The organism is Gammaproteobacteria bacterium (assembly GCA_016705365.1).
Lineage (GTDB): Bacteria > Pseudomonadota > Gammaproteobacteria > Pseudomonadales > UBA5518 > UBA5518.
The window spans coordinates 2,049,832-2,061,570 of record JADIYI010000008.1; the positions used below are offsets into that span (position 1 = coordinate 2,049,832).

Sequence of the window (11,739 nt, forward strand, 5' to 3'; positions counted from 1 at the left end):
TGTGCCTCGCACCCTGCCGGTGACGATCATGAAATCCGTTTCGCTGATGGCGCCCGGGCGCGGCGGGGGGCGCCGCTCGCGGGCTGGGCACCCGACAGGACACCGAGCCTCAGCCGTCCCAGAGGCTTGGTTTCGGTCGGGGAGGGGCTTTATCCTTCCTGTATTTACCTGAACCGGATCCCGTATGCACGATTCCTCATTGCGCAAGATCGAGGCCTTTTGCCGTGATTACCTCGGCGCGCACCGCGCATCGGCGCTCGAGATCGTCGACCTCGGCGCGCGCAACGTCGACGGCATGCGCACCTACCGGCGATTCTTCGATGCGCCTGCGTGGCGCTATCGCGGGCTGGATATCGAGCCGGGCCCCAATGTCGACCTGGTGGTCGCGGACCCGTACCGGTGGGACGGGCTGCCCGAATCCAGTATCGATGTGCTGATTTCGGGGCAGACCCTGGAGCATGTGGAGTTTCCATGGCTCACGATGGAACAGATCGCGCGCGTGCTGCGCGGCGGCGGCGTGGCCTGCCTGGTGGTGCCCTCGGCGGGCCCCGAGCACCGCCACCCGGTGGACTGCTGGCGCTTCTACCCGGACGGGATGCGGGCGCTCGCACGTCACGCGGGCCTCGCGGTGGTCGAGGTGTTCACCGACTGGGGCCTCGGCCAGTGGCAGGACAGCTTCGCGCTGCTGCAGAAGCCACGCAGCGGCGGCGCTGGCGATTCGGCACTACCGGTGTTCGAGGATCGCAAGCTCGCCGAACGCCAGTACCGCGATCCGCAATCGCGCGGCGGCGAGGTGTTGCCCGGTTTTTACGCCCACCTCGACCTGATCGAGGCGCGCGGTGGCGATCTCGCCGCCGCTGCCGCCGTGTTGCGCGAGGGCCTGGCGCGCTTCCCGGACAATGCCTACCTGCGCCAGCGCCAGGTCGGCGTGCTATGCGCGCTCGGCAGCCCCGGTGCCGCGCTCGAGCCTGCGCTGCAGCTGCTTGGGATCACACCGATCGGCCCGGGCGCGCTGCGCAATGTCGAGCTGATGCTGCGCAAGCTCAATGCCGGCGAGCAGGGCTATTTCGAGCGTGGCCTGGACACGCTGAAACCCGCCACGCTGGGTCGCATCGGCGAGGCGTGTTTCAGCGAGCAGTGCTTCACGCTCGGCAGCTGCGCCTGGGCGAGTCTTCTGCGCCGCCGGCCCGGGGAGCTCGACTATCGCCTGCACCGTGCGGTCGCATTGCTCGGCACCGCGCAGCGCGCTGCCGGGCTGCAGGCGCTGGCCGAGGCGCGCGAGGCGCAACTCGCCGAGGGACTCGTCAACCGCACCACGATCGTGCAGCGGATCATCCGCCGGCTCGGCGCGCAGCGCTATCTGGAGATCGGCGTGGAGCGCGCGACGAATTTCCTGCAAATCGATGCGCCGCAGCGTGTTGCGGTGGACCCGGCCTTCGCGGTACCCGGCGGCGTGGAGGGCATCGCCGCCACGCGCTGGTTCGCCGTACCCAGCGACGAATTCTTCGAGCAGCACGCGCGCACGGCCCTTGCGGACGGGGTCGAGGTGGTGTTCATCGACGGGCTGCACAGCTACGCGCAGGTGCTGCGCGATATCGACAACGCGCTAACCCACCTTGCGCCGGGCGGCGTGATAGCGCTGCACGACTGCCTGCCGAAGAATGCCGCGGAGGCCTGCGCCAACGAGGCCGATGCACGTCGCCATCTCGAATTCGGCAATGCCTGGACCGGGGATGTGTACCGCGCGATCGTGCACCTGCGTGCCAACCGCGCCGATCTCGAGGTTTTCGTGCTGGACACCGATCACGGGGTCGGCATCGTGCGGCGCGGCGCACCCCTCAGCACGGTCGAGATCGACATCGAGCGCATCGCCGCGCTCGACTTCGCCGAATTCGCGGCGCGGCGCGAGTACTGGCTGGAATTGCGCCCGGTCTCGTTTCTCGACGAATGGCTGGAGCGGCTCGGCGTGCCCGGCTGAGTGCTCCAGTCCCGCAACCGCATCCATGTGCTGGCGGCATGGACGTCTCCGATGCCGAGCGTCTGAAGGCACTTGAGGCCGAGAATGCCCGGTTGAAAAAGCTGTTGGCCGAATCGATGATCGACATGGAGGTGACTCGCGAGGCGTTGTGAAAAAAAGTGGTGATCGCACCGGCGAGGCGAGAGTTGGTGCGGTGGTTCACGAGCAGGGGACTGACGGAGCGGCACGCGTTGCGCAGGGTGAACATGAGCGCGAGTGCGTTGCGGTATCAGCCGCGCCTGGATCGCAACACGGAGTTACGCAAGACAATTGTCCAGTTAGTACAGCGACACCGGCGCTATGGAGCCGAAATGATCGAGCCGGACAAGCCGAATCAAAACGCGTACGTGGAGTCATTCAATGGGCGGTTCCGAGACGAATGCCTGAACGAGCATTGGTTTATCAGTTCGGCCCGCGCGCGGGCGGAGATCGAGCGCTGGCGCCGCGAATACTATGTCGAGCGACCGAAGAAATCTTGGTGGCTACCGCCTGCCGTTTATGCAAAGCAACCGCTCGACAATGCCCTTACAATGCCCGGAGGACTCTAAACAAAGCCGCTACGCAGGGCGGGGGGACGTCGCTAAAATTGTAAAAGTGGTAGGCATTTGAGTGGTATGAGGTGTTCGCTTGGGCCGCGATGCCGGTTCGAGTGTTCGGTGGGCAAACGTTGCTTGTTGTGTTGGGCGGCGCACATCCGGGCGCTTCAGCAATTGAATGTCGGGAATCTTCGCTGTCAGACCAATTAGCTCGAAGGAGGAAGGAGCATGTCCAAGAACCCGGATCGGCAATTCGACTTTGCCGATATGCAGGATTTCGATGCGGCACGAATTGAAGGCGTAAAGCGCTGGGTCGCTGAGAACCTGGGAGGGTCCGTGATCGCGATCAAGCGGCTGGCCCGCTGGAGGCCGCTGTGGAAAGTTCAATATCGCGACAAGAACAATGACGAGCGCGCCGTGCTCGTGCGCGGGGATAGGCCAATTTCCACCCTCTTTTCCCTGGAACACGAGATGCTCGTCACGCAAGCCCTGGAGGCCAATGGCGTGAAGGTTCCGCATGTACACGGCTGGAGCGATTTTCCCAAGGCCTATGTCATCGACTGGGTCGAGACCGGCGGCGATCGCGATCCGGGCATGATCTACACGGCCATCGATACGCCAACCGGCATGGACCCCGATCGATGGCAAGCCATGATGGCCTACATGGAGGGCTTGGCCCGGATCCACACGATCCCCGTCACCGAGTTCAAGGGCATAGAGTGGTATCTGGAACCGAAGACGGCTGACGAGGTCGCGCTCAATATTATCGAGCGGCAATATCAGTTCGGAATCGATAACGGACTGAATGATCAGGTCTTGGCCTGCATCATGTCATGGCTGCGGAGGAATGTTCCCAAGCATCGCACCCAGGCAAGCTTCGTGACGGGCGATGCCGGACAGTTCATGTCCCGTGGGGCCGAAGTGGCCGCCTATGTGGATTTCGAGATTGCCCATATCGGCGACATCCATTGGGATCTCGCATGCTTCAGGGGGCGACACCCTTACGAAAACATGGGTGATATTCCCGCGCTCTATCGCCACTACGAAAAAGCGAGCGGCACCAAGTTGGATCTTCCGGTGATCAATTACCACACCGCATCCTTCCTTCTGTTCGCTGCGATCGCCGCAAAAGCCTTTATGGAGCCCGATGCCCGGGATTCGAACTGGATCGAAGGCGTATTCGAGTATTTGAGTTGCGCACGGCGCGCACTCGAGTCCATCGCCGAACTGGAGGGAATCACGCTCGACCATGACCTGCACCTTCCCGCGCCGAACGCCGATTTCTTTGCGGATACCGGCCTGCAAAAACTCGTGATCGACATCGAGCGGCTTCCCCTCGCGGATGCCTTTGCAGATTGGGAGCGTGGCATCCTTGGCGCAATTCCAAAGTATCAGCTGAATTATGCCCGCTACGGAAGTTGGCTCACGGCAGAGACCATCAAGGACATCAGCCGCGTGACCGGCAAGCCCCACGACAGCCTCGCCGCTGCAGAGACCGCGATTATGGGCGTCATCGAAAAAGCTGACCCCAAGCTGGATGCTGAACTGATTCGCATCATGCATCGGCGGACCCTGAGACTGTCGATGCTCACTGCGGGTACGGATCCCACCGACAGCAATCCGTTCTTCGTGAAGCTGGAGCCCATACTGAAATAAAGCGATGACCGTCCTTCGATCGTCCGGGGTGACTTTGAAGCCAGCCGTATCGCGGTCGTTGCTTGGTCAAATGGCACCCCCCTCCTGCGTGAAGGGGGAAAGGGCAGAACTGATCAGGCCGCCTGGGAATCATCCCGGCAAATTCCCTGCTTGCGCGCCCCATTCCCGGACTTCGCGACTCCGCATATCCCTCGTGCGCAACGGCCCGCATGCGCGCGAGCAATCTGCCCAATTCGCCAGTTCGCGCCAAAGATCAACGCCACTCAGAGGCGCCTACCTCGACAGCTTTACCAGCCAAGTCCGTAGAATAGGTCTGTTGAAACTACTATCCTCTGACTGTCCGGCTTCCCTGAACGGAGATTGCGATGGCACACCATGCTTCCCGATCGATGCGAATGGCAACAGTGACGGGCATCGTCATGCTCCAACTTTCGAGCCCCGCGGCTGCCGATGAACCCATCTGGGCGAACGCCAAGTGGGTCAAGGCGACTTCCACCACCTGCGATGGGCTGCGTTACCTGACCCTCAAGGGCAACGACGTCACCGCTTCGACAAAGTCCAACTCACCGGGCTGCAAGTCATCGGAGGTTGTTTTCGTCCAGGTCAATGTCTCCAGGAAGTTCTTCCTGGGCGGCAACGGCAGCGAAATATCGGCATCGCACGTGGATGCGAACTTCATCACCTGCGGTGGTGACGGGAAAGGCCTCATCACCCTTGGCGCACCGGGGGAGGCCGCTCGCGCGATTCGCGAGCATCCTGCGCCGCCAGGATGCAGCAATGCGACCCAGCAGTATCAACATATTGCGAGCGTGGGCAGCATTCCGTTCACCAACGTGGCCAATGGTGGAGTGATGAGCGTGCGTGAGAGCCTGGCGCTTCATGCCAAGGAACGCGAGCGGGCCATCGCGGAATGCAACGCGGACCCGTTGTGCCAGGCGGAAGTGAACAGGATGAGGTCGATGACGGGCCCGACCTCGAATTCCAATCCCTGTGATTCCGGTAGCATTTACTCCAACTACGACGGTTCTGGTCGTTGCAGGGACAGCAGCGGCAATCGCGATCCCAAGGGCACGGTGGTCTTTCCGCAATGAAGCAGCCGACCACTCCCATGCCTGCAGCGCCCAAGATGGCAGGACGCCAGCCGTTCATCAAAAGCCGTCGGTGACCTTGCCGAATCAACCCTTCGGATTTCCAGTGGATAGGAATCTCGACATGCCCTTTCCACGGTCGTGGCCTGCAGGGCTGTCGAGGATGGACGGTCCTATCCCACGAGGGGCGCCACCGATCGCAGCACCAGGATCGGCACGGTGCGCGGTAACGGGGTAGAACCCCTGCGGCATATCGCTCCAGCGCTCTGCGCATATCATCGGTGGTGACCTCGGACTATGCCTTGTCGTCGAGTGCATCGATCCACCAGCGCAATTGCGTGGTGCGTGCGGCGTCGATTCCGGGCCACGACTTGAGGTACACAGACAGGAGATCGGAGAGGGTAGCGCGAAGGCCGGGTTCACCCAGTGCGGCGAGATACTCGCGGTCTGACTCGATGCGCAGCGCCCGCTGCTTGGCAAATGGTAGCAATCGACGAGACGCAATCAATCTCCGAGGGCCAGGTGCCGCCGGCACTGTTGGCGCACGACCTCCTCTACCTGCTGCAGAGCAGGTGCGGTTCCGAACTCCGCTTCGAACGCCGCGCGTGTTGCATCCAGCAGTGTCGGCAGTCGTTCTGCGAGCGAGCGTATGTCCTCGACGATGCGCCGCGCGCCCGCGCCCGCGAAGCCGCAGTCCCGCGCGAACCGTGCCCAGTGCGTTGGTGTCACGTCACCCGGTGAACTCGCCGCCTACGGACAGCGCGAGGGCCGCGTCGAGTCGCGGAAATGCCCTCGTGCATAGCAGGTCGTAGAACGGCGCCAGGCGCCAGGCGTCCTGTTCGATGCCGGTTTGCAGCAACGAGAGATTCTTGGCATGGCCGTCGGAATTCCCGGCCAGCACGTTGAATGCCTGCCACTGCACAAGGCGCTGCAGGTCGGTCACGGGATCTTCGCAGTGCGTGCGGATCAGTTCCGCGCAGGCGCGCGCACCGGGCCCTCCCAGGCTCTCGTACTTGTCGCGATACGTAGGGCCAAGCGCCTGCAGAAAATCTTCCTGGTGCAATCGCTGCAGTTCCTGGCTGTTGCGCACACGGTCGTAGCGTGTAATTCGCAGAAAGCGCAGTTCGCGCACCTGGTCAATCGTGCTCTCGCACACCTCGAGGCCGGCCGCACGCGCAAGCCGCCCGAGAAAACACTCGTAAAGTGGCACGTTGCGCAGGTCCGATACCTCGAACTTGAGCACATGACTGGAGGGCGCCACGCCTTGCGGCAGGGCGTACGTGCCGCCTTCGTGGAACACCGGGCACTTGTGCTGCGCGCCGGCCAGCGACAGCCGTACGGCCGGTGAGCGGTCGGTCGGTGCATAGGCCGATGCGCCTCGATCCTGCACCAGCTGGTGCAACATCTCTTCGGAGAGCGCGGCATAGCGCGCGGTTGACGTCGGATCCATGTCGCCGGGGAGGATCGAGATCGCGCCTGCACAATCGCCGCCGTATTCGCGCAGCAGCACGAAGTCGCTGTCGGGAAGCCTGCGCAGCGACAGCAGGCGGCTTCTTGCCTCGCCCTCCGGCAGCAGGTTGCGGAAGAAAAACGGTGCACGCGGATCACCCGGCTCGAACGCGGCTGTTGTGAGCGGCAACTGGACCGACAGCCGAAAACCGTTCCGGACCCAGTCCGCGTCGTAGCGGAAGCCGATGCGATCATCGGCGTCGCGCCACAGGAAACCGACCAGTTGATCGCGATGCCAGACGTGCAGTTCATCCGGGTCGAGCATCGTTGGCCTCCTTGATGGCCCGCCGGACCTGGGCACTCAGGCTCCGTGGCACGATGTAGATGTCCAGGCCAAGCAGGCGCAACACTTCGAGCGCTTTGCCGATCTGGGCGGTATCCTTGCCGCGTTCGAGTTCGGAGAGATAGCGCGCGCGAGAGCCACTCAACTCGGCAAGTTCGACCTGCGTGCGTCCACGGGCCTTGCGGTAACTGCGAAGGCGTCGTCCCAGGTCTTCGGTTGAACTGACAGGCTCGGATGGGAGAAGGCCGCTTTGGTTCATGACGCCTCCAAAAATACTGATCGGTAACATAGTAGGGCAATCCTGGCGGGATGGCTATAAAAAGTACCGATCAGTACCAATTTCACGTTCACCCACAGACTGATGACAAATCATCCCGATCGGTAACTGATTTGCGCTAACTCGTTCTGCTACGCGGATGTTCTTGGGAGAATTGATGGGCGACGATGTGCAGGTCACTGCCGTCGTCGAAACCCGCCGGCCAGCAGCACCTCGTCGCACTCAAGCTGCAAGGCAAAGCCCGCAAAACAATCGAAGCCTACGCCTTTTCCGTGCGCCGTATCGCCCGGCACGTTGATCGCTGCCCCGACAACCTCACCGCCGATGAATTCGGAGACTGCTTTGCCGCGCTGACCAAATCCCAGTCCGCACGCTCCGGATCGACATGCTCAGACCACCGCTCATCCAGTCACTGCCTGATGCCCTGGCTCGCGACAAGATTGCCCGGATCATCCGTGTCACTCACCTCGTCGAAGTTGGGCTGAGCCTGCGCGGCGTGCTGGTCTTCCTGAACATGCCACCCTGGCCCCGCGGGAGATGTTCCCGTAGATGAAGGATGGCCTGTTCGACGACACCGGCAACATCGTCGCGGCCAGTCGCATGTACATGCCGGGCTGGATGGATCGTTATGTGGCCTTCGTCAAGCGCCACACTGGCTGGAACGGGCGGCGCGGTGAGCCGCTCGTCAGGCGCCGGCGGATCACGCCCCAGCCGTCCATCGATAGCGCCTCTTGCTCTGTCCGTGCTCAAGTCGTGATCGCGCCGAGCGACGCCGAATTCACCAGTCGTACGTACTTGCTGAGCACGCCGCGCGGTACCTCTCGCGGCGGCAGGGTCCAGCGCGCACGACGCGCCTCGAGTTCCGCAGCCGAAAGGTCCACCTCAAGCGTCCGCTTTTCGGCATCGATGGTGATGCGATCCTCATCCTGCAGGATCGCCAGTGGGCCACCGACGGCGGCCTCGGGCGAAACATGGCCGACGACAAAGCCGTGACTGCCGCCGGAGAAGCGGCCGTCCGTGATCAATGCGACCTCGGCACCCAGACCGCGACCCATGATCGCGCTGGTCGGGCTCAGCATCTCGCGCATGCCGGGACCGCCCTTTGGCCCCTCGTAGCGAATCACCACCACATCACCGGCAACAACCACGCCGCCGAGTATCGCTTCCAGCGCGGTTTCCTCCGAGCCGAACACCCGGGCATTGCCGACGAAGCGTAGTCCCTCCTTGCCGGTAATCTTGGCCACCGCACCATCTGGTGCTATGTTTCCTTTCATAACAATAAGATGACTGTCACTCTTTATGGGGTTTGTGAAGTTACGAATAATATCCTGACCGGCTGGATACAGCTTTATGTCGGCCAGATTCTCGGCGATGGTCTTGCCACTGACCGTCATACATTTGCCGTGCAGCAGACCCCGGTCAAGCAGCATCTTCATCAGCGGCTGAATCCCGCCGATAGCCACCAGCTCGGACATCGCATATCGCCCGCTCGGACGCAGGTCAGCAAGCACCGGCACCCGCGCGCCGATCCGCGTGAAGTCATCGAGCGTGAGCGGAATATGCGCTTCGTGCGCGATCGCCAGCAGATGCAGGACCGCGTTGGTCGAGCCGCCGAGCGCGATCACTACCGTAATGGCATTTTCAAAAGCCTCGCGGCTCAGGATATCGGAAGGCTTGATGCCACGACGCACCAACTCGACCACAGCTGCGCCCGCCCGGCGACAGTCTTCCAGCTTGTCTGGCGAGATTGCGTCCTGTGCGGAGCTGTTCGGCAGGCTTAGACCAAGTGCCTCGATGGCCGAGGCCATCGTGTTCGCCGTGTACATGCCGCCGCAGGAACCCGCACCCGGAATCGCCGTCTGCTCGACTGCCAGCAGCTGCGCCTTCGACATGCGACCGGCAGCGACGGCACCGACCGCCTCGAAGACCGAGACGATGTCACAGCGGTTGGCACCGGGCACAATCGTGCCGCCGTAGACAAACACCGATGGCCGGTCGAGGCGTACCATGGCAATCGCGCAACCTGGCATGTTCTTGTCACAGCCACCGATGCTCACAAGGCCATCGAAGCCTTCGGCACCGACGACCGTCTCGATCGAATCGGCAATCACTTCACGCGACACCAGTGAGTAGCGCATGCCGGGCGTACCCATCGAAATCCCGTCCGAAACGGTGATGGTGTTGAAGATCACCGACTTGCCACCCGCCGCATCGGCACCTTCACCGGCCAACCGGGCCAGCTGATCGATGTGCATATTGCAGGGTGTAACCATGCTCCAGGTCGAGGCGATCCCGATCTGGCTCTTCCCGAAGTCAGCCTCGGTGAATCCGACAGCCCGCAGCATGGCCCGGCTGGGTGCCTGTGAAACGCCGTCCACGACAATGCTCGAATAGCGGCGCGCATTGTCTTTGCTGTCCTTTGGGTCAGTCATGATCCATGCACTACTCCGCAGCTGTTCAAGGCAGAAAAGCCGGACTCGCGTTTAGCCGATTTGGGTCCAATCCTCGTCATCCGGACCGGAGCAGCTTGCCGGGAATTCGTGATGTTGTCGCATCGAGTCCGAATCACTGATTGACTCCCGCTCTATTTTTCCGGTGTGTCGAAGCGCCCGCCGTAGAGCAACGGACTGGAAACCCGGTTCGGATGGATAGTAATAATCACGCGCTCGGCTCCCGGCGGGTCGATATCCTCGGGTGGCTCGACACCGCCGCTGCCTGCCATGAACTGACATCGGAAAAAATCACGTTGCGGATCATCCTCCAGCGTGGCGTGGCCGCGGATTTCTATATAGTCCATGACGTTGCCGGCATTGACAATGCACAATGCGACGCGCGAGTCAGCCAGCAGATTCTGATATTTGACCCGGCTCTTAAGCGTAGAAATCCGAATAATCTCGCCATCCCAGAAGTAGCCGACCGGATTGCTCGAAATCATGCCGTCCGAATGTCTGATGGTGCTCATTACGCCGAATTTTGTGCTGGCAATGAGCGGGTGCTTGTTCTTCGGAATGGCAATTTCGACGGGCTGCTTGGTCATGGTCCACCTTTTACCATCAAGATATACGCTAGTAGAGTTCATCGCGATAGTTCTGCTCCACCTGGGCCTCCAATACGTTTTCAAATTCCTCATCAGCGTCGAGGCTTTTAGCTAACTGACGCACCATAAGTGAATCATGATGTGCTACCCAAGCATCGGGGTTCCACATATTTGAACGAATCATCGCTTTGCCGCAGTGAAAAAAACATTCGCTGATTGTGACAGAAGTACACAGTAACGCCGGCTTTCCTCTGGCGCTCAGGTCTTGCAGGAGGGACGGATCCTTGGAAAGAGATGCCTGTCCTTTGATCCTCAGGGTTTCCCTCATATCGGGAACCACGAATATCACGCCAACGTTCCTGTTTTTCAGGATGTTCTTGAACCCGAACATCAACTTGTTTCCAGGCCGGTCCGGAATAAGCAGATTACCTTTTTCATCAACGTGCACAAAGCCGGGGGAATCACCTTTTGGGGAAATATCTACCTGGCCTTTATCGTCGACGGTTGAAAGAAAGATGAGTGGTGATCGGCGAATGAACTCCATCATGGAATCATCAAGGGATTTTCTGAGCTTTTGCTTAACAACTTCGATTGGCTTGCCAATAATCGACTCGAGATCATCCTCGCATTCAACGAGAAAGTTATTTTTCATGCTGCCATCCTCGACGGTGTGTCGGCTTTTGTGCACATGACGACGCTGTGGAAAACACGTTCTCGCGAAAACGTTTGTCTGTCTGCTGCCGCAGTTTCGTATTGCTCCGTGATTCGGTTGCTTCCCACTCGTTGCGCGAAACCCGTTGATTCACACGCACGTATCGCCTTTCGCCGCATATTGTCGGTGATCCGCCCGTTGCACTACCGATTATCGCCATCCGTGGCCATGACGTACCACGAACCCGGCGGCAGCGCTTCCAACTTCGGCGCGATACTCGCGGTCTGACTCGATGCGCAGCACCCACTGCTTGGCATCAGTTCGACGGGTGAATGACTTGGTCTTCAGGACGCGATGCCCTGAGCGGATGATTGCCTTGAATCGGCCGTGCTTGAGTTTGACGATGGTTGCCATTTCGAGACCTCGAAAACGAGCGTTTCAGGCCGCGTTGTACATTCTGGTGTACCTCGTGGGTATGCGCTTCGTCGTCGTGTCTCTGAAAACATCCTTGTTTTCAGCAGCTTAATGGCTCCGCCTGCTGGGCTCGAACCAGCGACCCATTGATTAACAGTCAATTGCTCTACCAACTGAGCTAAGGCGGAAAAACACCGGTCTGGTGAGGCCGCGTATGTTAATGAGGCCTCCAAGGCAGGTCAATAGATCGATGTCGCAATCAACGCGGTG

General features: G+C 60.9%; 13 protein-coding genes and 1 tRNA gene. 5 read left to right on the forward strand and 9 right to left on the reverse strand.

From position 1 onward, the window contains the following. Positions 1-184 precede the first annotated feature (184 nt). The 4 genes from IPF49_16990 (at position 185) to IPF49_17005 (ending at position 5,300) form a co-directional block, all read left to right on the forward strand. Positions 185-1,978 carry a class I SAM-dependent methyltransferase gene (locus IPF49_16990; GenBank protein MBK6289296.1) on the forward strand — a complete coding sequence of 598 codons (1,794 nt, stop codon included), beginning with the start codon at positions 185-187 and terminating at the stop codon, positions 1,976-1,978. A 350-nt stretch (positions 1,979-2,328) separates the two neighbouring features. Further along, entirely contained in the window at positions 2,329-2,565 is a 237-nt protein-coding gene (locus tag IPF49_16995) for a transposase (protein ID MBK6289297.1), read from the forward strand. Positions 2,566-2,781: 216 nt separating this feature from the next. Beyond that, a complete protein-coding gene (locus IPF49_17000) occupies positions 2,782-4,209 on the forward strand; it encodes a hypothetical protein (GenBank protein ID MBK6289298.1) in 1,428 nt (475 codons plus the stop codon). Positions 4,210-4,574: 365 nt separating this feature from the next. Then, positions 4,575-5,300: a hypothetical protein gene (locus tag IPF49_17005; GenBank protein ID MBK6289299.1), complete on the forward strand. Its 726-nt coding sequence runs from the start codon at positions 4,575-4,577 to the stop codon at positions 5,298-5,300. Positions 5,301-5,592: 292 nt separating this feature from the next. Here the strand turns inward: IPF49_17005 and IPF49_17010 are convergent, their stop codons facing one another. Genes IPF49_17010 through IPF49_17025 form a run of 4 tightly spaced genes read right to left on the reverse strand, consistent with a single transcriptional unit; the run spans position 5,593 to position 7,348 of the window. Continuing rightward, positions 5,593-5,787, reverse strand: coding sequence for a hypothetical protein (locus IPF49_17010; GenBank protein ID MBK6289300.1), 195 nt, complete (start codon positions 5,785-5,787; stop codon positions 5,593-5,595). A 14-nt stretch (positions 5,788-5,801) separates the two neighbouring features. After that, positions 5,802-6,026, reverse strand: a complete 225-nt coding sequence (locus IPF49_17015; protein ID MBK6289301.1) for a hypothetical protein — start codon at positions 6,024-6,026, stop codon at positions 5,802-5,804. 1 nt (position 6,027) lies between these two features. Next, the gene (locus IPF49_17020; protein MBK6289302.1) at positions 6,028-7,071 is read right to left on the reverse strand and encodes a HipA domain-containing protein; all 1,044 of its coding nucleotides are present in this window, start codon (positions 7,069-7,071) and stop codon (positions 6,028-6,030) included. Next, positions 7,055-7,348 (reverse strand): helix-turn-helix transcriptional regulator, encoded by a 294-nt coding sequence (locus tag IPF49_17025; GenBank protein MBK6289303.1) that lies wholly within the window; start codon positions 7,346-7,348, stop codon positions 7,055-7,057. Before IPF49_17025 ends, IPF49_17020 begins: the two co-directional genes overlap by 17 nt. A gap of 185 nt (positions 7,349-7,533) precedes the next feature. Here IPF49_17025 and IPF49_17030 point away from each other — a divergent pair, with 185 nt between their 5' ends. Then, the gene (locus IPF49_17030) at positions 7,534-7,851 is read left to right on the forward strand and encodes a phage integrase N-terminal SAM-like domain-containing protein (GenBank protein MBK6289304.1); all 318 of its coding nucleotides are present in this window, start codon (positions 7,534-7,536) and stop codon (positions 7,849-7,851) included. Between the two features lie 261 nt (positions 7,852-8,112). Here IPF49_17030 and ilvD read toward each other — a convergent pair whose 3' ends face one another. The 5 genes from ilvD to IPF49_17055 form a co-directional block, all read right to left on the reverse strand. Next, a complete protein-coding gene (gene ilvD, locus IPF49_17035; GenBank protein ID MBK6289305.1) occupies positions 8,113-9,798 on the reverse strand; it encodes a dihydroxy-acid dehydratase in 1,686 nt (561 codons plus the stop codon). Between the two features lie 152 nt (positions 9,799-9,950). Beyond that, positions 9,951-10,403: a PPOX class F420-dependent oxidoreductase gene (locus tag IPF49_17040; protein MBK6289306.1), complete on the reverse strand. Its 453-nt coding sequence runs from the start codon at positions 10,401-10,403 to the stop codon at positions 9,951-9,953. A gap of 28 nt (positions 10,404-10,431) precedes the next feature. Next, the gene (locus IPF49_17045) at positions 10,432-11,055 is read right to left on the reverse strand and encodes a pyridoxamine 5'-phosphate oxidase family protein (GenBank protein MBK6289307.1); all 624 of its coding nucleotides are present in this window, start codon (positions 11,053-11,055) and stop codon (positions 10,432-10,434) included. Between the two features lie 210 nt (positions 11,056-11,265). Beyond that, entirely contained in the window at positions 11,266-11,469 is a 204-nt protein-coding gene (locus IPF49_17050) for a hypothetical protein (protein ID MBK6289308.1), read from the reverse strand. 112 nt (positions 11,470-11,581) lie between these two features. Continuing rightward, positions 11,582-11,657, reverse strand: a tRNA-Asn gene (locus IPF49_17055). Positions 11,658-11,739 lie beyond the last annotated feature (82 nt).